17 protein-coding genes and 1 pseudogene are annotated in these 20,796 nt (G+C 49.9%); 17 read left to right on the top strand and 1 reads right to left on the bottom strand.

The features are described 5' to 3' along the window. Nucleotides 1-20: 20 nt before the first annotated feature. From MHH82_RS18215 to nagA, 17 genes and pseudogenes are all read left to right on the top strand, one after another. A complete protein-coding gene (locus MHH82_RS18215) occupies nucleotides 21-1,757 on the top strand; it encodes a sensor histidine kinase (RefSeq protein WP_015735799.1) in 1,737 nt (578 codons plus the stop codon). Further along, entirely contained in the window at nucleotides 1,735-3,495 is a 1,761-nt protein-coding gene (locus tag MHH82_RS18210) for a response regulator (RefSeq protein ID WP_145038148.1), read from the top strand. Before MHH82_RS18215 ends, MHH82_RS18210 begins: the two co-directional genes overlap by 23 nt. Before the next feature lie 201 nt (nucleotides 3,496-3,696). Continuing rightward, the gene (locus tag MHH82_RS18205; protein WP_340967181.1) at nucleotides 3,697-5,025 is read left to right on the top strand and encodes an ABC transporter substrate-binding protein; all 1,329 of its coding nucleotides are present in this window, start codon (nucleotides 3,697-3,699) and stop codon (nucleotides 5,023-5,025) included. A 106-nt stretch (nucleotides 5,026-5,131) separates the two neighbouring features. Next, entirely contained in the window at nucleotides 5,132-6,058 is a 927-nt protein-coding gene (locus MHH82_RS18200) for a carbohydrate ABC transporter permease (protein WP_015735796.1), read from the top strand. Nucleotides 6,059-6,070: 12 nt separating this feature from the next. Continuing rightward, the gene (locus tag MHH82_RS18195; RefSeq protein ID WP_015735795.1) at nucleotides 6,071-6,898 is read left to right on the top strand and encodes a carbohydrate ABC transporter permease; all 828 of its coding nucleotides are present in this window, start codon (nucleotides 6,071-6,073) and stop codon (nucleotides 6,896-6,898) included. After that, a complete protein-coding gene (locus MHH82_RS18190) occupies nucleotides 6,898-7,866 on the top strand; it encodes a phosphoglycerate dehydrogenase (RefSeq protein WP_340967178.1) in 969 nt (322 codons plus the stop codon). The genes MHH82_RS18195 and MHH82_RS18190 overlap by 1 nt, the downstream gene beginning before the upstream one ends. Before the next feature lie 40 nt (nucleotides 7,867-7,906). Continuing rightward, nucleotides 7,907-8,836: a dihydrodipicolinate synthase family protein gene (locus tag MHH82_RS18185; RefSeq protein WP_340967176.1), complete on the top strand. Its 930-nt coding sequence runs from the start codon at nucleotides 7,907-7,909 to the stop codon at nucleotides 8,834-8,836. Between the two features lie 198 nt (nucleotides 8,837-9,034). Beyond that, nucleotides 9,035-10,390 (top strand): extracellular solute-binding protein, encoded by a 1,356-nt coding sequence (locus MHH82_RS18180; protein WP_015735792.1) that lies wholly within the window; start codon nucleotides 9,035-9,037, stop codon nucleotides 10,388-10,390. A 233-nt stretch (nucleotides 10,391-10,623) separates the two neighbouring features. Beyond that, nucleotides 10,624-12,897: an FIMAH domain-containing protein gene (locus MHH82_RS18175; protein ID WP_041622012.1), complete on the top strand. Its 2,274-nt coding sequence runs from the start codon at nucleotides 10,624-10,626 to the stop codon at nucleotides 12,895-12,897. Between the two features lie 297 nt (nucleotides 12,898-13,194). Beyond that, entirely contained in the window at nucleotides 13,195-13,869 is a 675-nt protein-coding gene (locus MHH82_RS18170) for a hypothetical protein (protein ID WP_015735790.1), read from the top strand. Nucleotides 13,870-13,893: 24 nt separating this feature from the next. Further along, nucleotides 13,894-14,250: a hypothetical protein gene (locus MHH82_RS18165; RefSeq protein WP_015735789.1), complete on the top strand. Its 357-nt coding sequence runs from the start codon at nucleotides 13,894-13,896 to the stop codon at nucleotides 14,248-14,250. Nucleotides 14,251-14,307: 57 nt separating this feature from the next. Then, a pseudogene (locus tag MHH82_RS41675) lies at nucleotides 14,308-14,409 on the top strand (acetyltransferase); the annotation flags it as partial. A gap of 30 nt (nucleotides 14,410-14,439) precedes the next feature. After that, nucleotides 14,440-15,366 (top strand): hypothetical protein, encoded by a 927-nt coding sequence (locus MHH82_RS18160; RefSeq protein WP_145038161.1) that lies wholly within the window; start codon nucleotides 14,440-14,442, stop codon nucleotides 15,364-15,366. Between the two features lie 259 nt (nucleotides 15,367-15,625). Beyond that, nucleotides 15,626-16,654, top strand: coding sequence for an alpha/beta fold hydrolase (locus tag MHH82_RS18155; RefSeq protein ID WP_015735787.1), 1,029 nt, complete (start codon nucleotides 15,626-15,628; stop codon nucleotides 16,652-16,654). Nucleotides 16,655-16,746: 92 nt separating this feature from the next. After that, entirely contained in the window at nucleotides 16,747-17,220 is a 474-nt protein-coding gene (locus MHH82_RS18150; RefSeq protein WP_015735786.1) for a GlcG/HbpS family heme-binding protein, read from the top strand. 269 nt (nucleotides 17,221-17,489) lie between these two features. Further along, nucleotides 17,490-18,278 (top strand): DeoR/GlpR family DNA-binding transcription regulator, encoded by a 789-nt coding sequence (locus MHH82_RS18145; protein ID WP_340967166.1) that lies wholly within the window; start codon nucleotides 17,490-17,492, stop codon nucleotides 18,276-18,278. Then, nucleotides 18,275-19,426, top strand: a complete 1,152-nt coding sequence (gene nagA, locus MHH82_RS18140; protein WP_340967164.1) for an N-acetylglucosamine-6-phosphate deacetylase — start codon at nucleotides 18,275-18,277, stop codon at nucleotides 19,424-19,426. Before MHH82_RS18145 ends, nagA begins: the two co-directional genes overlap by 4 nt. Before the next feature lie 152 nt (nucleotides 19,427-19,578). Here nagA and MHH82_RS18135 read toward each other — a convergent pair whose 3' ends face one another. Then, complete coding sequence (locus MHH82_RS18135; protein WP_340967163.1) at nucleotides 19,579-20,541, bottom strand: metallophosphoesterase family protein; 963 nt, start codon at nucleotides 20,539-20,541, stop codon at nucleotides 19,579-19,581. Nucleotides 20,542-20,796: the final 255 nt, after the last annotated feature.

Raw genomic sequence — 20,796 nt, 5'->3', positions numbered from 1 at the left:
GACACGGGGGTATGTTTTTGATGAAGCGGTTAAGAACAAGTACGTTTGCCAAGCTTACAACATTGCTGGCGGTCCTGGTTATTCCGATTATTTTGCTGTATGCCTACTCCCATCAGGTCAGCATCAACGTCGTCCGTTCGGCTGTGGAGGAGGGCCAGCGGAACCGACTGACGTTTTTCATGAGTCAGATGGACACCATGATCGATCAGCTAACGAAATATTCGGTGATCGCGAGCAATGATGACGGGATTAAGAGTTATCTGGCGGAGCGCTCAGGTAGCACTCCCATGGAACGAATCGACAGCCAGCAGCGGATCACGGATATGTTGAATATGCAGATTGCAACTAGCAGCTGGGACAGCCAAATCCTAATGTACCTGACGCAGTATCGTGAATTGCTGACCACCGACTTGTCGGCAAGGTATGATGCCGAATACTTGGCTCATGCCCATAAGCAGAACTGGACTTATCATCGGGATTCGCGAGGACAAGCTTTTTTTAGCTGGATGAGAACGTCAGCTTCTTCGCAGGATCTGATCGTGGAGGTCCGTTTCACCGACCAGAATCTGGTCAATATGCTGAATCGGTTGAAACAGGACGGGGACAGCGAGCCATTCCTGTATGCACCTGACGGAACCGTTATTGCCAACAGCACATCGGTCGAAGAAACGATACGAATGGCCGCCGGCACCCTGAACGAATTGCAGCTTGGGGAAGAGGGCAGCCGAATCGTGCAATCGGGGCAGGGCAAATATGTAATGAATTACGTCTTGTCCAGCAGTTTGGGCTGGTATCTGGTGGATTTCGTCCGGCTGGACAGCGTATATTCCCCAATCACCTTAAGCAGCGTCCTCTTTTATATTTCCGTATCGCTCCTGCTTGTTCTTGTCTTACTGCTGACCTTGTTGTTGTACCGCAATGTCCAGCGTCCGATTTCCCGCCTGCTTCATGCGGTGAGAAGGATCAGGGACGGTCAATACATGACGCGTCTGAAGGATGTGCCGAAGAACGAATTCATGTATCTGTTTCACTCCTTCAACAACATGGCAGAGCAAATCGAGGAGCTCATCGAACGGGTGTACAAAGAGTCTTTGCGATCCAAGGAAGCCACGCTTAAGCAGCTCCAATCGCAAATTAACCCTCACTTCCTGTATAACTGCCTGTTCTACATCAAAAACATGGCCAATCTTGGCGATAAGGAAGCTGTCGTGGCCATGGCCCTGAACTTGGGGGAGTATTACCGGTACACGACGCGACTGGAAAAACCGACCGCGCCCCTTGAAGAGGAAGTGAAGCTGGTTGACAATTATTTAACGATTCAGATGCTGCGGCTTCAGCGACTAACCTTCGAGATCGAGGTTCCTGACAGCATGATGCAGCTCGAGATTCCGCGTCTTCTGCTTCAGCCTATCGTGGAAAATGCCGTCATCCATGGGGTTGAGGATCAGTTGGATTTTGCGATGATTCATATTTCCGGAGAAATCGAAGGGAGTCGATGCCGGATCAGAATTGACAACAACGGCCAGGGCATGGACGTAGGCATCATCGACAAGCTGAAGCGACAGGTCGAAGAGCCTTTGAACGAAAGCGGGGGATTCGGCCTATGGAACATTCATCAGAGACTGGTCACCCGGTACGGCAAACATGCGGGCTTGGCCTTTTCAGAATCGCCGTCAGGAGGACTTCGCGTGGAAATATGCTGGGAAATGCCGAGTAGGGAAGGGAGGGATAACGTTGTATACATTGCTGATCGTTGATGATGAAGCAAGCGTGGTAGAGGGGCTTGCGCATACGATACCTTGGCAGAAAATCGGAATCGATGAGGTGCGCAAGGCATACTCCGCTTTCGAAGCGCTGGAAATACTGCAGACGCAGCCGGTCGACATCATGATTTCCGACATCACGATGCCACGGATGAACGGCCTCGAGCTTGTCGAGATCACGAAATCAAAATGGAAGCATATCAAAACGATCCTGCTGTCCGGGTATGCCGATTTTGCTTACGCGAAGGAAGCCATTACGCTTGGCACTTATGAGTACCTGCTAAAACCCGTCAGCGACGAAGTCGTACTTGAGAAAGTAGGCGGAGCTGTGGAATCGCTGCGGCAGGAGCGTGAGTCCAGCGAAACCTACAACCGTGCGGTTCAGGCTTTTCGAGCTAATCTGCCTCAAATTCGAGGCGAATTCCTGAATCAGCTGCTTCAAGGCATGAAATCACCGAAGAACGTTTGGGCCGAAAAACTGGAGCTGCTTGAAATGAAATCCGCCATCGGCAATCAAGCTGCCTTGATGCTCGTACGGATGGAGGACCGTCTGACGGAAATGAGTCCTTATGACTCCTCCATCATGGAGTACGCGATTGGTAACATGGCGGACGAGATCTTCGGGGAACGGTTTCGGTTGTGGCGATGCAGGGACATACACGGATATCTCGTCTTTTTTGTTTTTGAAGATATCAGTAAGTATAAACTTAGCAGTACAAGCAGCCTGATATCGCAAGAAAAGTTACCGCTAATGAAGGATTCGACGACATCCCCGAGTGGCTTCGATAGCAGCTTTTCTTATAGCGATGATTCGATAGCGGGGATGCACCCTCATGAGCATACAGAGGAGAATGAGCTCAAGCATTTCGCTGCACAGCTGCAGATGAATGTCAGCCGTTACCTGAAAGGAACAATCTCCGTCCTGATCGGAAAGCGAGGTTCCTTCCCGGAAGATGTCCGAAAGCTGTATCAAGACAGTCTTTTCGCTTTGCGCCGCCATATCGGCAGCCATAGTGATATGTTCGTTTACGCAGAAGATGAGGAGGAGCTGCATCCGGTTCGTTCCTTGCAAAAGTGTTATGAGCCTCCGCTGCTCCATCATCTGCTGGAATCCGGCAGTTGGAAGCAAATCCAAGAGAAACTTGAGCAGATCCTGAAGGAATTGTCGCTCGCGCACAGCCAATCGCAAGAGCATGTAATCGAAGCCTTTTTCTTTATATATTCCTCGCTAAGCGCATATGCGCACAAGAACGGACGCAGTCTGGCCGATATCGTCGGAGCGTCCCTTGCGGATGTAACGGGACTCTCGCAATGCACGACAGCGGCCACGCTCGGCAAATGGGTGGGCCAAGTTCTGCCTCTACTGGAGTCAAGCGCCGAACAGGCAACGCGCAGCGACAGGAGCGCTGCCGTGTCCCGGATGAAACGGTTCATTCGGGATCATCTGTCTCAGGATATTTCTCTGCAAGCCATCGCGGACCATATGTATATGCATCCGGTTCACGTGTCCCGCCTCTTTAAAATGGAGACCGGATTCAACGTGAGCGATTATGTGCTCCGGTTGAAAATGGAGCAGGCGGCCGAGCTGCTGGCCGACCACTCCTTGAAAAACTTCGAGATTGCCCTGAAGCTGGGATACCACAACCCGAATTATTTTATTCGGGTGTTCAAAAAGTATTATTCCGTGACGCCGCAAGAATACCGAAACAGTTTGGAAACCGGAATGCCGTAATAAAGCCTGTATTACCGTCCGTTTTCAGCCATGCATTTGGGCTGGAAGCGGGCTTTTTTTGTCTCATTCGGCCGCGGCTTTCGATTGCAGCATCATGTTAAGTAAGGAGAGCGGATGTTAAGCCTATATCATTTAACCCTGTTTATGAAGCCCTTACAATGAATGGTGTAAGGACATTCCACTATATGCTGAGGGGTGAACATGATGAAGATGAAGAAAAACTCCATACGATGGGTAACGGCAGCTTTAGTCATGATATTGATGGCAGGATGCAGCGTAGGGGGAACGGGAGGCAGCGGATCAGGGGATGCCGAGCCTGGCAAGGAAACCCTGACATTCTGGATGAAGAAGCAGATGTTTGAAGAGCAAAACCAGATGATCCAAGAGAGGGCAAAACAGTTCGGGGAAGAGCATGACGTGAATGTCAACGTGGAGTTTATTGCGTACGAGGACTTTTATCCGAAATGGTCGGCAGCCATCGAATCGGGTACTACGCCGGACGTCTCCTTCTTCGGCTACCAGGAAGTTGGGCAATTCTATGCCAAGGACGTTCTTGAGGAGGTTACCGACGTTGTGGGCAGCGTGGAGAACGCAAACGGGGAAATACAGGACAGCCTGAAAACCTCCGTGACGTTCGAGGACAAGTTATACGGAGTGCCGTTCTGGACCGAGTCCACGGCATTATACTATCGCAAGGACATGCTTCAGGCAGCGGGTTACAGCGAGCCGCCTGGAACCTGGGAGGAATTCCGCGAAATGGCGAAGGCACTCACGGATTCTTCCAAAGGGATATACGGCGCAGGACTCGGGTACGGGAAAGGCAATTCCGATGCCGAATGGCTGACCCGGGCGATCATCTGGTCCTACGGAGGTTCCCTCGATACCGAGGACGGCAAGAATGTAGCGGTGAATTCGCCGGAAACTCTTCAGGCGGTTCAGTTGATCAGGGACATTTTCATCGAAGATAAGGTAACGCCTCCGAGCTCCATCGGATGGGATGACAGCGGCAACAACAAATCGTATTTAAGCGGCCAGTCGGCCATGATCTTCAACGTCGGCAGCTTGGCTGCGACGATCAAGAACGATAATCCCGAATTGTACGAGAATACGGGGATCGCCATGCTGCCCGCAGGACCGAAGGGAGCGGTAGTGCCTGGCATTAGCAACAATCTAGGCATATTCAAGGCATCTGCGAACAAGGAGCTTGCCAAATCCTTCATCGAATATATGACGGACAAAGCGTGGTACGGCCAGTGGGTGCAGAATGGAGCTCCATTGACCGGTCCGATTTACACAGACCTGGCAAACGAATCCGTATGGCAGGAGGAGAAGAACAAAGGATTCGTCGACTCCATCGCACATTTCGCTTTCCTTGGATACCCTGCGAAGTATAACCCGAAGGCTGGAGAGATTTATAACCTTCGATATGTCAACGACGTCTTCCAAAAGATGCTTTTGGATTCCGGCTTCACGGCTCAACAAGCAGTGGACGAATTACAGAGCAAGATCGAGGCGGTATACGCGAAGTAGGGTTATGACTTAACCGCGCATCAGGCTCCGCAGTTCGATTACAAGGCATCGATACAAGGTCCGTGGCTGCGGATGAGCCTGAGGCGTCAGAAAGAAGGTGCTCTCAATGAAAAGCTTGGAAGTCCAAACAACACCGGGGAAAACCCGGGCGCCTAGGCGGGAACGAAGTGATACAAGCAGCAGGCTGGCTTATCTTCTCATGAGTCCGGTGCTAATATATTTGCTGGCTGTCATGGCGCTCCCTTTTTGCTGGGCAGTCTATCTTAGCTTGACGAATAAAGTGGTCGGCGTTCCCGAAACGTTCATCGGCCTGCGAAACTATACGGAGCTATTTACCGATTCCGTGTTTTGGAAGGCGGTATGGAATACGGTTGTCTTTACGATGGTGGCCGTCATTTTGAAAGCGGTCTTCGGGATGATTATGGCGCTCGTGCTCAACGAGAATATCGTTGCTCGAAACTTTTTCAGGGTGATGCTGTTTCTTCCGTGGACCATTCCCACGATCGTCTCCGTATTTACCTGGCAATGGATTTATTCCGACGTCGGCGGCGTGCTGAATGCCATGCTCCTCAAAACAGGGCTCATCGACAGTCCCGTCGGCTGGTTGGCCACACCGGACCTGGCCATGTTCTCCGTCATTCTCGTCAACGTGTGGCGGGGCATTCCGTTTATGGGCATTGCCATATTGGCCGGCCTGCAGACGGTGTCCAAAGAGATGTATGAAGCCGCTATGCTGGATGGAGCGGGAGCGATCAAGCGCTTTTTCTACATGACGCTCCCCTCGGTAAAAGAAGTGACCATTCTGTCTTCCGTCATCACCACCATATGGACGCTGAACGACTTCGAGATTATCTGGCTGCTGACACGCGGCGGTCCAGACAATGGCACGCAGGTGTTATCCACGCTTAGCTATACCGTCGGCTTTCTGAACATGAGTCTCGGCAAAGCCATTGCGATTTCCCTCATTACGCTGCCGCCGCTGATCATGCTGATCCATTATGTGACCAAGCGTTCGCTGGCGTCCGACAAGTAAGGAGTGATCTTAATGAAGAATTCGCTCGGCAAGCAAATTACGGTATACTCGACGCTCGCGCTGCTGCTAATATTCGCGCTCTTCCCTTTATATTGGATGGTGATTACCTCCTTCAAATCCAACGGGGAGATCTATTCCATGACGCCTACGTTTTGGCCGAAGGAATTTCTCGGAACCGCCTACGATAAGCTGATCAACGAAAAGGGCTTTATGACGAATATCAAAAACAGCTTGTTCGTCTCATTGATCGTATCCTTGTTCTCGATCACGGTCAGCATGTTGGCTGCATATGCGATCTCCAAGCTCAGGTTTCGAGGAAGAAGCTTCATCTCCAAAAGCATTCTGTATGCGTACCTGATGCCTAGAGCCGTTCTGTTTATCCCGCTGTACATGCTGGTGACGGCCATCGGCATCAACAATTCCATCTACGGTCTCATGCTGATTTATCCGACGATCACGATTCCGTATGCTACGTGGATGCTCATTTCCTATTTTAGATCCATCCCGGACGAAATCGAGGAAGCGGCCATGATCGATGGATGTTCGCGAATCCGTACGATGACCAAGATCATTTTTCCGTTATCGGCTCCGGGCATTGCGGCTACCTTCATTTTTTCGTTCACGTTATGCTGGAGCGAATATCTGTATGCATTGGTTGTTGTCACAAAAGGCGCTGACAAGACAATCACGCTGGGATTGTCGGATATGATCGTCGGCGACGTCTTCGCGTGGGGACCCCTGATGGGTGGCTCCATTATTGCATCGATTCCGGTCATCGTGATGTATCTGTTTACATCGAAATATATGGTAAGCGGAATGACGGTAGGAGGAGTTAAATAATGAAGGCGAAAAAAGTGTTAGTAACGGCTACGAATTACTCCAAACTGTGCGCGGATGCGAAGGAGCTGCTCGAAAGCCATGGATGCGAGATCATCGAGAATCGTTTCGGACGTCCGCTGACGTTCGAGGAACTGAAGGAAGTGGTGGGATCGGTCGACGGCGTCATTGCCGGCGTGGATTCTTGGAATGAGGCGGTATTCAAGCTTGCGCCGCGGCTTCAAGGCATCGCCCGTTTCGGCGTTGGCGTGGACAATATCGATTTGGGGGCTGCCAGGAAGTATGGGATACAAGTAACCAATGTACCACGAGGTAATGCCAACGCGGTGGCCGAACTGGCGATCGGATTGATGATCTCGGTCCGTCGGCACATTCCCGCGCTGGATCGATCGACGAAGAATGGCGGCTGGGAACGTTTTGTCGGTTCTGAGCTTGCTGGAGGAACGATCGGCCTTCTAGGGTTCGGGAATATCGCCCAGCTCACCGCGAAGAAGTTGAAGGGCTTTGATGTCGAGATTATCGCTTATGATAAATATCCAGATACAGCTAAAGCGTCGGAATACGACGTTACAATGACAAGTTTCGAGCATGTGCTGGCGCATAGCGATATCATCAGCATGCATTTACCCAGCGTGAAAGAGACGCACCATATTATGAATGACAAGGCTTTTGCCAGGATGAAACCATCCGCCATTTTCATTAACACCGCGAGAGGAGCCGTCGTGGATGAACAGGCGCTTTCACGGGCGCTGTCGACTGGAGTCATCGCCGGGGCGGCCATCGACGTCTACGAGTCCGAGCCCGTAACCCCCGGCCATCCGATTCTGCAAATCGGGAACCTGATAACGACGCCGCACACCGCAGCCGAGACTTTCGAGACGTATACGCGGGTCAGCATGATTACCGCTCAGGCATTGCTGGATATATTCGAAGGAAGGGAACCGCAAAATATACTGACTGCAAAAGAATAAAGTACAACCCATGATACGAACCATTCAGGAGGGGATGCATATGTATCAGATCATCACCGACGGCAACTGGCCGGTTATGCTAACGCCGTTTACGGAGCAGAACAATGTCGATTACGAGGCCTTGGAGCGCCTTATCGATTGGTATATCGAACGGGGGGCAGACGGACTCTTTGCCGTATGTCAATCCAGCGAAATGTATACATTGACTCTGGAGGAGCGCGTATTGATAGCAGCCTTCGTCAAAGCGAAGGCTGCCGGCCGGGTACCGGTCATTGCATCGGGTCATGTATCGGATGCGTTTGAGGATCAAGTAACGGAGCTGAACGCCATGGCTGAAACCGGCGTCGACGCCGTTGTCCTAATCACGAACAGGCTTGCCGCTGCTGAGGAATCCGATGATGTGTGGCTGGCGAATCTCGATAAGCTGCTCGGGCGTTTACCAGAACACGTCCCACTCGGATTATATGAGTGTCCAGCCCCGTATCGGCGGCTTCTGACGCCCGAGATGCTGAAGAAATGCTCCTATACCGGACGCTTCCGGTTTATCAAGGACGTGAGCTGCGACCTGCAGCTGATCGGGGATAAACTCGAGGCGGTCCAGGGCGGAGGCCTGAAAATCTTCAACGCCAATACGGCGACGCTTCTGGACAGCTACCGGCTCGGCGCTTTCGGCTTCAGCGGCGTGATGGCCAACTTCCATCCCGAGTTGTATGCATGGCTGTTCCGGAATTGGGAAAGCCAACCGGAAGCGGCAGGGGAACTGTCTGATTTTCTCAGTGTGTCGTCATTTCTTGAGAAGCAGCTCTACCCGGTGAATGCCAAGTATTACCTCATGCTGGAGGGCATACTGACAAACTATCGCTGCCGTTCGAGAAATCATGAGGAGTTCAGTGCCACCCAACGGCTGGAGATCGAGCAATTATACCGGGTGTCCAAACAATATGCCCGGAAGTATCCCATTTTTACTTAAAACGATATCGGAAAAATACGTTGAAGTGTAAAGTCGCCTATCATGGCGGCTTTTTTTTGTAGTATTGTTATTTCAACGATTGTCTGCCCGGATACAGCTTTCACAGGATTTCATTTTGCCAAACGAGCTGAAGAGTGATTATACTATAAGAATGGATTGATGCAGCAAACCAGTTATGGTAAATAAAGGTGGTCTCATATGGCTAAATCCGACCGGTATACGTATCAAAATAAAATGAAGCACATGGTCACTGACCTGCGCCAACAAATTAAACGCGGCACTTACGCTCAAGGCGAATATCTACCATCGGAGATGACCCTGATCGAGCTGTATGGACTGAGCAAAAATTCAGTCCGGCAGGCGCTGGATCAGCTGGTTCAGGAAGAATTGATCGTGAAGGTGCCCCGTGTAGGCACCCAGGTAGTTGCAGCTTCCCGGCAAACCCGTAAGATTCGTTTCGGTTTGTATCCTTCCCTATATGCGGAGGCCGAAATGGAATATGTGCTCGCCTTATTTCAGGAGCGGCATCCGGAGGTAGCCGTGGAGATTGTGGACCTTCCCTACGAACATCCGGAAAGCATCGCCAATCTGATGAGGCTTGGCATTGTGGATGTGCTGTCCGTCAACATCCAGGATATGATGCATTTTCAGGAGAACGGCAGTACCGGTCTGTTTCACCGTCAGGAGCCGCGCGCGTCTACATATACTTTTTTGCACGGCCCGTTCATGGATGCCGAAGGCCGGCTGGCGGCGCAGCCGTTCATTCATTCTCCCGTGCTCTTGGCCTACAATAAAGAGCATCTGCGGGAAAAGCGCCAGTTCGAGCCGGACAGCAGTTGGGGCTGGGACGATCTCCAGCGAATGCTGCGTGAGCTGAGGAGCCCCGGGCGCTACAGCGTGGCTCTGCAACTGTACTCGTTGAACCGCTGGCCGATATTCCTCATGCAGCGTAGGGGCAAGGCGGAGATCGATGCTTCGTGGGGCCGTGCGGTCGAGGGGCTGTCTTGGCTTCGCGGACTGATTCACGAGGACGGCATGTTCCCGCTGGCCTTGGCCCAAGGCGCTTTTGAAGCAGAGAAGCTGTTCCGCGAGCAAAAGGTCTCTGTCATTCTGACGACCTATTATCTGCTCAACCAGCTGAAGGGAGCGACCTTTGAGTATGACGTGGCGCCTCTGCCGCATTTTGATCATGGGACAACCCTGCTATTGGGCACCGGAATCGGGGTCAGCGCGTGCTCCAAGGAGCGGGAGCTGGCCCAGAGCTTTGCCGATTTCCTAGTCTCTGACGAAGTGCAGGAATACATTCGCAGGCATACTTTCAGCATTCCGGCGAACCGTTACATCACCGAGAACGTAGATCCGGAGATGGAAGGACGGCCGTCCCGCCTCAATCTGCACCGAGAAATTGCCCCGCTGTATAAGACCTGCAGAGATGTAGGACTTAGCCTGGACGAGATGCTGTTGTTCCGGGAACGGCTGAAGCAATACTTCTCCTACCTTGTAGACGAAGGGGAACTGATATCCGTGCTGAGCAGGAAAACGGCAGGGACCTAAATGGCTACGAAAGCTGCGACCGATGAGGTCGCGGCTTTTTTTTGAGTTATCGTTTTCTCTATGGATAACCAGATAAGAACCAGTTGACAGACAGGTAGGTGTATGCTAAATTCTTTGCAAACATACGAACTACATAAATACCAGAGAAGCATGAACAACAGAGTTGCCCTTATAGGTCGGTCCATTTGATTGATTTTGGCAGTACACTCCATACCAGAAATGAGGATGAATTGATGAACGTTACCCACAGCAAACCTCTAGCGAAGAAGGGACTCCGTCATCTATGTCTCACCATTTGCGTCACATTGCTGACTGCGGTTTTCTTCCCGGCAAGCGCCTCGGCGGAAATCGGCAAAACCTACAGCGACCCTATCGATTTGGGCTCCCCGATGCAAAGCGTTGCCATATATGACGGGGCCTTTGGCATACAGGACGGACGGGAGGTTATTTATACGACGGTGTCCGGCAAGCCGGCTATTTTTCATGTCATTGATCTGAAAACCAAAGAGGTGCTGAGCACGCATCCGCTAACGGGTTCCGAAAGCTCGTGGACGCATTTGACGACCCCGGACGGCACGGTGTATATCGGAGGCAACGGCACGCTGTACGCCTACTCTCCGGTCACGAAACAGCTGAAAAATTTGGGCGGCATCGGTGAGCAGGTTGTTTACGGCCTGTCCCACGATGAACAGGGCCGTGTCTACTTCGGTTCTTACCCGAATGCGAAAGCGGGCCGCTACGATCCAGCTACAGGGGAAATGAAGGACTACGGCATCGTAGGCACGGGCCAAAGCTACAGCCGTTCCACGGCATATCATGGCGGATATCTGTATGTCGGCATCGGGATTGAAGGCAGCATTGTAAAAGTGAACGTGGCGACTGGTGAGAAGGAAACCATCCAGCTTCCGTCCTATAACGGAGCGGTAGACATCGGCATGGTGAACCAGCTGGACGTTGCGGGCAAATATTTGGTTGCCGGCATCGGCAAAGGCAACAGCGGGCTTCTGTTCTATGACCTGGAGCTGCAGCAATGGAGCGATACCTACCATCTGAACAATAAAGGCATCCGCCTCTCTTACGGGCCCGAGGGCAGCAATAAAATCTATTTCGTTCAGAATAACCATCTGATGGAAGTGGATTTGAATACCCTTGCTGCTGTTGACACCGGCGTCGTGTACGGAACGTTCCTGCGCAATACGGCCTGGGTGGAGGTGCCGAACGATCCGGATCTTCCGGGTGTTTCGCTTGCAACCGTTCAATTCGGAGGCAGCGTCGCTTACATGAATCTGACGACCAAGCAGGTCAAAGCCGTACCTTATCCGGTGAAGGGCAACCCGATTCCTGTTCAAACCATGGAGACCGGTCCGGATGGACGGCTGTTTATCAGCGGTTATCCTGGCGGCACAGGGTCCGCGTATTCCATCGACACCGGAACCTTCGAAACCTTCCCGATGGGTCAGTCGGAGGGCATGGTCGCCATGAACGGTAAGATGTATATGGGCGTATATCCGGGTGCTGATATTTTCGAATACAATGCGGAAAATCCGACCCAGCGCAAGAGCTTGTTCAAAATTACCGGTCAGGACCGTCCGTTCATCATGAGAGCAGCGGAAGGTAAACTGTTCATCGGCACCATTCCGGACTACGGCAAGCTGGGCGGCTCCCTGACGATCTATGATCCGGCGAACGGCAGCCAGTATACCGAATACAAAAACGTCATCAACAATCAATCGATTGTCGGCATTGCGGTAAAAGACGGCAAGGTATATGGCTCAACCACCGTTGCCGGCGGACTGGGCATCACTCCTTCCGAACCGGCTGCCAAAATGTTTGTCTGGGATATCGCGACGGGCAAGGTGGAGAAGGAATGGGTTCCTTCTATTGAAGGTGCTTCTCCTACGCCGCATATTATTAGCGGAACCAGCTTCGGTCCGGACGGACTGCTATGGGCGGCTTACGACGGAACGCTCTTTGCCGTAGATCCGGACACCCAGGAAATCGTAAAAAGCAAAACGATTTACGAAGGCGTGGAGAAATACGGCAACTGGCGTCCGGTGTACATTCGCTGGAGCGAGGACTGCCTCATGTATCTGACGCTTGCCGGTCACGTCACCGTGGTTGACCCGGAAACGATGGAGCATCAGACGCTGGCGGAATCCCAGCATGTGAATCTCGGACACGACGGCGATATTTATTACACGAACGATACGCAATTGATGAAGATTGAAGTGTCGGATGCTGCAGCATCGGATACGATTGGGTCTCTGATGGACGATATTCAGTCCTGGAAGCAACAAGGCGTTATCAGTCATTCCCTGAGCCAGCAGATCGGCAATGCGCTGAAACAAGCGGAGCTGAAGCAGAAGCAAGGGAAGCAGGAACAGGCCGTGAAACACCTGAATGATGCGCTCAAACACCTGAATAAAGCTAAAATCGACACGATTACCGAAGAGAAGCGTTCGGAAGCGGAGCAGCGCATTCAAGACTTCATTGGTGAATGGTCCTGATTGAATCAAGGATATGACGGTAGGTTGAACCTCCGCCAACCATAACGGAAATTTTCATGACAAAAAGTCGCCAATCTGGCGACTTTTTTGTTCCTGCGATGCAAGCGCGTACCTTTGGAGAGAGACGAACCTATCAACACAGCCGTCTTAGGTGATGGCCCATTGTTAACCGAAGCCAATGAAAGGAGATTTGTGTGTTAATATAGTAACGTGTTTAGCTGAGGAGCATTCGGTCGGTGAACGTTCGATACCAGAACCTTAATAACGAGCATAACGGCGAGAAGGAGAAGGGGACATATGGATAAGCAGACGTATGCACGGTATCTGCTCAACCTGATGGATGAAGAAGCAGATTCCGATGAGGCCGTGATTGAAGAAGCAGCGTTATATGGATATTTTCAAATGTATATGCCTAGCGGAAAAGGGGTGGAGGCCACCTTTGAGCCGCTTGAGGATGGACATGCTTACTTGCGGCGGATCTCCCGGATTTACGAGATGCTGGACCCGGAGGATTTTACCGGAGGAACAGTGCCGGCCTATTTTAACGGCAAAGGGGCTGAGGAGTCCGAGGATGTATTGAGAGGGTATGGCGAGCAGTTTATTCGGGAGTTAAAGCAGCTGCTGGATACTTTTGCGAAATGGGAACGTGCAGCGGATGCAGTCGCCTACCTGGATGGAATCGAAAAAATCGAGCTTCTTCCTCCAGGGAAAATAGACACCGTCCGTGATTCATATGATCCCGATGTCTATGAGGCGCTGACCGAAGTGATTATGGAGCACAAAAATGAAGAGGAGCCTATAGAGATTCTGGATGAGGCTTATTATTCGATTGCCTGCGAATACTGGATCTCCTACTATTTGCAGTGGCACCGTTACGGGCTAAAAGGCGACCCGTTCGCGCCGTATTTCGAGCTGTACAGATTAGGGTATTCGGCTGTTTTCTCAGACCAGAAGCTGTATATCGGCACATAGCCTATAAGGAGGAGGGAAGTCTTGATGACAGCGGCTAAGATGTTTTCGACGATCAGCGCAGGCAGCTTTTTTGAAAAGGTCTGCGATAACGAAGTGGATTGGGATGCCGAATTAGATGCGCGGGACACGCATGAATTTGACTCGGCATGGAACTCAAGTTACGAGAAATTGCATGAACTTAGTCCCACTGAAAGTCAGACAACCCGAGATATTCGGGAATATGCATTCAAGCAAACGTTCAGGATCACCCGGAATGCTGAACTGGCGGGTTATGTATCCGACGACTTGTGCCTGATTTCCACGGCGCTGGAGAACAACGTTCAGATTGAATTTATCAATAACCTATGGAACTCCTATCTTAAAGGGAAATTTCCGACATGATCCTAAAAATGAAAATGCAATGTTCATTAGCCGGGCTAACAGACACTTGAATTAGGAAGTGGATGCCCCGATACCAAGGACATACCCGATAATGTGGTCGTCGGGGGCAATCCAGCCAGGGTGATTAAGGAAATCGAAATCCGAATGACGGAAGCGTGAACCGGAAAGTGTCCAAGAAGGAGATGTAGAATGGAATCTAATCAGAGAATCCGTTTGGCAATTGAAGAATCAATCCAATTCCTTGAATCTACTTCGCAATGGGAGACGGCTCACGGCGAGAACAGCCGCCATAAATGGGATGGCGCTTGGTGGCATATGGCCGCTCTATACGAAATGGGAGAGGTGAAGCTGATCCCGGAATCGGTTATCGCCAGGGCTAAACATCTACTCGAAACCAAGGTTTGGCGGACCTTCGTCATTACAGCCGATGACCAGCCAACCAAAGATAGTGACCGGTTGAAGATGGATTGCTGCCATTGTGAACTTGCCGTATTCTATATGATTCTGAAAGCATATGGCTGTGATGTGGACACGGAGCTGCCCTGGATTCGTGAATGGCTCTTAAAGCATCAACTGCCAGACGGCGGATTGAACTGCGAGCCGGAAGCTTACATTCATTCAAAAAAAAGCTCTATCATTTCAACGCTTCCCCCGCTGGAAGCGATCTTATGGCATACAGACCGTGAATTCACCGAACAGGAAGCCGCTTTCTTAGATGAAGGCGCCCGGTATTTGATCGAGCATCGTCTAGTGTGTTCGAAACAGCATGGCGGCGTTCTGGATATGGATTGGCTGAAGCCGTGCTTTCCGCGTTTTTTTGAATATGATATCCTACGCGGGATGTCCTTCTTGGCAGAATGGTCCCGGCGCAGAAACAAAGCGCTGCCGGTCGACCTGTTTGTGGAAGGTGTGGAACGGTTGAAGATTTACATCGAAACGGATGGCTTGCGGATCGGCAGACAGGTCCATGATCCACATGGCCCTTGGGGCGGGCAAACCTTCCCCTTGTTAGAAGCTTTAGCCGGGCTGGGTGAGGTATCGCCTTATTTAACCGGACAATTGGATCGAGTTATCGAACGGTTGGGACCAGCATTTGCCTATGCACTAGTCGAATAGCCATTGCACCAGGAGTACACAGCCTTCATTCAAATGGGGAGGAACTCAACATGGTGCCAAATATGTCGCGGACATCGCGGCTTTTTTTGTTATTAGCGTTGTTCTAATGTCGCCGATTTCTTCGACTCGGGTCTAGGTCCAATTCAGCCTCAGGAAGGATTTGGAGTAAACAAGCCTAAGGTACAATGAGATGTATGACATCCTACATTGAATCTTCAGCATTTACTTCAAACTTTTAGCAGAAAGGTGTCCTAAGATCATGAGAAAATTGAAAAAAATATTAAAAATTACCGGAGTAACCCTGATAGCGCTACTCATAACAGCCCTATTTTTCCCTACATGGACATCGTCCATCAAAGGCGAAAATAGTATTAGCATATTAGAACAAGTAGAGATCAATGGAAGCAAGCAAGAAATGATGATACGCGGCAATGACAAGGAGAATCCTGTGATTCTATTTGTACACGGTGGACCTGGAGCCCCGGAGATACCATATGTCGATACATATCAGGACCTGTTGGAAGCCCGATTCACGGTTGTTCATTATGACCAAAGGGCAAGCGGAAAATCCTATCATTTTTTTGAGGATTACGCTGATCTTTCATCGGAACTGCTGGTAAATGACTTATTGGCTATAACGGATTATGTTTCGGAGCGCCTGGGCAAAGAAAAGGTAATCCTCATGGGACATTCTTATGGCACGTACATTGCTGCACAGGCGGCCCAAAAGGCACCCGAAAAATATGAGGCTTACGTGGGGATTGGTCAGATGGGGGATACCGTAACAAGCGAGATCGACAGCTTGACCTACTTAATCAGCCAAGCTCAACAGGCTGGCAACGCGGAAGACGTCTTATATCTGCAAGGACTAACCGATAAAATCAAAAAGGGCGAAATGTTCACTCCACGAAATTATGTCATTCAATATGGCGGAGCTTCAAGACTTATTGACAGTCCCGACGGCAATAGTCTTGGGATGCTATTAAGCAGCGAGTATAACTTAATGGACGTTATTCGATATAACGTCGGAATATCTTTTTCTCAAAAGGTTTTGTTGCAGGAAGTTATAGAACATCCGCTGCCAACGCTTGTAACGAAACTTGAAATACCCTGCTACTTTATCATGGGCGATTATGACTATATGACGTCCTCCCATGCAGCAAAAGAATTTTTCGATAAGCTCGAAGCCGATCAGAAGGAGTTTATCGCGTTTGATCAATCTGCCCATTATCCGCAATTTGAAGAGAAGGAAAAGTTTTTTGTATGGGTGTCCGAGACATTTCTTTAATAAGCATTCCGGAAGTACTGGTAGTGGGCAATTCACCTATATAGGCAATGGCAATATAATGTAGTATTTCTTCTATGCAAAGGAGAGCTACCATGTACAAACTCACTTTAACTGCGGCTAAGAAGTTATTGGAAACTGCTGAACACCAAGCACGACAAATGGGTCTTAATTCTGATGTAGCGATCGTCGATGAAGGGGGGAACCTCATTGCTTTTCATCGGATGGATAACGCGAGAATAGCAGGCATCGATATTGCCATTGGCAAAGCGTGGACCAGCGTAGCGATGCAAATGCCGACGGCGAATTTAGCGCAATCTGCGCTTCCGGGCGGAGCAACATTTGGCATTAATACAACGAATCAGGGTAGAGTCGTCATCCTTGGCGGGGGGATTCCGCTCGTTCACGAAGGCAGGGTTGTCGGCGGCATTGGTGTAAGCGGAGGAACTAGCGCACAAGACATCGATGTAGCCAATGCCGCTGTGCAGGCGTTCGAAAATATGAGATATCAAGAAAATCAATATTTAAGTGCACGGATTGGTACAATCCAGCAGTCATTTACTTATTAACGGGTTCTATGCATCGACGGTAAGGGGGCTGCTTCAGGCAAGAAGGAGTCTATCTTCATCCAAGCTATGAGTAGTGACTTACATCACGATTACCGGAGCGGGAAATGTCGAAGAGCTAACATATGTCTACTAAAAAAACCATGATGATCGTGGTTTTTTTAGTTTTTATAATAACATGAATAAACTTATAAATACTTATTGTTTGTTATTAATTACTTATATATACTTATAAATATGATGTGAATGCTTAAACAGGGGAGGGATGAGATGTGTTCCAAGAGGAACGACTCGTAAAAATCCTGGATTATTTAAAACAACATAAAACGATGAGTGTTGGCGAGATCTGCTCGTTTTTTCAAGTGTCGCGGGATACCGCACGCAGGGATATTGTCAGATTAGTTCAAGAAGGAGTGGTTGTTCGAACACATGGAGGAGTAGCCTGGCCTGATCTGCAAAAGGAACTGACTTCTTATCAGGAACGACTTGTTGATGAGCCCGCGGGCAAGAACGTGATTGGCGAGCATGCCGCTAAACTGATTCGGGACCACGAAACGGTGTTTTTGGACGTATCTACGACCGTACAATTTGTTGCGGAGCATATTCAAGCGAAACAGATAACAGCGGTTACGCACTCCATAGATAATGTAGGGATACTTTCCAAACGAGAAGATCTGAGCATCTACGTGCTCGGCGGTTATCTGCATACCCAAAATCGATTATTATACGGTCCTTCCGTCATCGATAAAATAAGTGAAATCCGTGCCGACAAAGCGTTCATCGGTGCAACGGCAATCCGGCCAGACGGACTCTATTATCCATATGAAGAAGATGTCCGGGTGAAGAGGGAAATGGCCCGGCGCTCGGATCAGGTCATACTTGTTGCGGATCATACCAAATTCACGGTGAAATCAAGGTTCAAGCTGGACTTTGATCATGTGGATATTATTGTAACCGATCAATCGATTCCCGTTGACATACAAGAAATATTAGACCAGAAAAATATTACGCTCATAGAATGTCAGACTCATAACCCACAGGACGGAGTTGAGCAATCATGAACAACAAAATCATTCAGCATGTCAAAGTCCACCTGCCTCATCAAATACTTCCTTCTGCAACGGTTTGGATTTCGAACGGAAAGTTGAAGAGAATAGAACCAACGCAAGAAATTGAAACCATCGAAGGCGAAGATGAACGGATTGATGGAAAAGGTATGTGGCTTATACCGGGGATGATTGATGTTCATATCCATGGGGCCAATGGCTATGACATGATGGATGGAACCGAGGACAGCATTCAAGAAGTGTCACGCGCTTGTGCGGCAACCGGCTGCACCTCGTTTCTGGCAACTTCCGTGAGTTCAACGATGGAGGATTTGTTGAATATGATCCGCAGCGTAAAAGCTGTCATCGGACGAGAACAAGGGGCAAGGATCGCCGGCATTCATTTGGAAGGCCCTTATTTGAATCCGAAGCGTAAAGGAATGCAAAACGAGAAATATCTTCGCCACCCGAATCTGGAAGAAATGAAGTTGATTTTTCAGGAAGCGGGTTCGCTCATTAAAATGGTAACGATCGCCCCGGAATTGCCTGGAGGCTTGGAGCTTATATCCTTCCTGAAAGAGCAGGGCGTTGTGATCGCCGTAGCTCATTCCGATGCCACTTACGAGGAAGCAAAGCTGGCTTTTACAGCCGGAGCGAGTCATGTAACCCATTGCTTTAACGGCATGAGACCGATTCACCATCGAGATCCCGGACTGATTGTAGCCGCGTTCGAAGAACCGCATGTAAGCCTGCAAGCGATTGTCGATCAAGTCCATCTTCATCCGGCCATTGTCAGATTAATGCATCGTCTCAAAGGGCCGGAAGGCATGGTGCTTATTACGGATGCGCTTCAGGCGATGGGATTAGGTGATGGAAATTATATGTTTGGTGGTCATCAGGTCACCGTTTCCGAGGGGATCGCCAGGCTTGCGGATGGCACTTTAGCATCGAGTACCGTGACTATGAATGAAGCGTTGCGTCTGACCGAAGCCAACGGCATTTCGATGGAGAATGCCGTGCGCATGGCTTCAACAACGCCTGCCCATATTCTAGGTTTATATAGCAAAGGAAAAATCGAGGTCGGTTACGATGCGGATCTCGTTCTGATGGATGAAAGGTATCAAGTGCAGTGGACGATGATTGAGGGTAACATGTACCAATGAAGGACACGTAACTTCTTATTCACTACACGCAGTATCATACGACAGACAGGGGGCGCCCCAGGTCCATGGACCTTTTGGGGCATCCCCTTTTTTTTGTATCCAAAACTTTAACCGCCTTTTAGTGCGATCTAAATAGATACAGACAATTCAGTCTAAGTCGATTCGATCTTAAGAGCGCGCCCTTCGGGTAAATGCGCAGGCTGATCATGAACGATGGTTCCATCTTCTAGATGAAGCCATGTTTCAAAGCTCCGCTGGCCTTCCGTTAATTGGATCACCCTTGCTCCAGGTTGAAAAGGTCGATCCAGATAAGCATTGCGGGACGTACGACCATAACAAAGACGGATTCCATGCAGCGTCCCCCAGAAATCGTTCCCATGGTCATGGCCAACAAAAGTTCCCATGATATCGCCCATTTCCAGCATGGCTGCAAAAAATCCGGTATTGATGAGCGGTGCGCAGCAATAGGCGTCTAACTTCTGTCCGTAACAGACCGAGAATTCCCAGATGTCATTGTATTCCGGCAGAGGAATATGAAAGAAGCCGAGTGAAGGGAGGGGCTCACCTCCGTTTCGAGCGGTCAGACGATGAGACGCTTCCGTATACCATGCGATCTGACTTCGGCGTATCCAGTCATAGAGTCCAACCCGCATATGCTCAAGCGGTGAGTAGCTCCCCGAATCCAGAAAAAACAAGGCGGCAGCTGGCTGGTGAAGCCTATCCAAAATTTCAAGCACATAATTGCCTACCCCATGGACATTCGGCGGATCGGGCTGTGCATAACAATACCGATGTGATAGCTGGAGATAGTGCAGCTGCTCACGTGTCATTTCAGCAGCTTCGGAATCATGATTGCCGAATACGGCGGCCCATGGAATGTGCATTTCTTCGGGGACCGATACCGCATCTTTAAAAGCTTGAATGGGATTCGGACTTTTATTGCTTGCAATGACATCACCGGTATAAATCACCAAATCCGGCTGTTCCTTCTCCAGTATTCTCTTCATCATGGCCTTCATCTGCAATTCTTCCTCATCCGGTTCACAAAACTCCGTATCGGTAAACTGTACGATCTTAAATGTGCCATTCGACTTAAAATGCAATGACTTTCTCATTTCCCCCAACACCCCTATTCATTCAACCATCCGCCCGGATCTTCATATGAACCATGACAGCGATTACGCCCCTAGCATAATGAGTCTGGTTGAAGCTGTCAATCGCCATTTGAAGCCGGATGAGAAGAAGTCACCAGGACAGCGGCATTCTCCGTTCGAACATGGATGTTCTATCAGGTTCCTATGAATACAGGCGCTCTGATCCCGACAACGAATACCATCATTACCCAAATCATCTGGGAGGAATAGGCGTGA

The sequence above is a fragment of the Bacillus sp. FSL K6-6540 genome (assembly GCF_038007545.1).
Note: the sequence above shows the minus strand (reverse complement) of the source record. Positions and strands in the feature narration are given on the sequence as shown.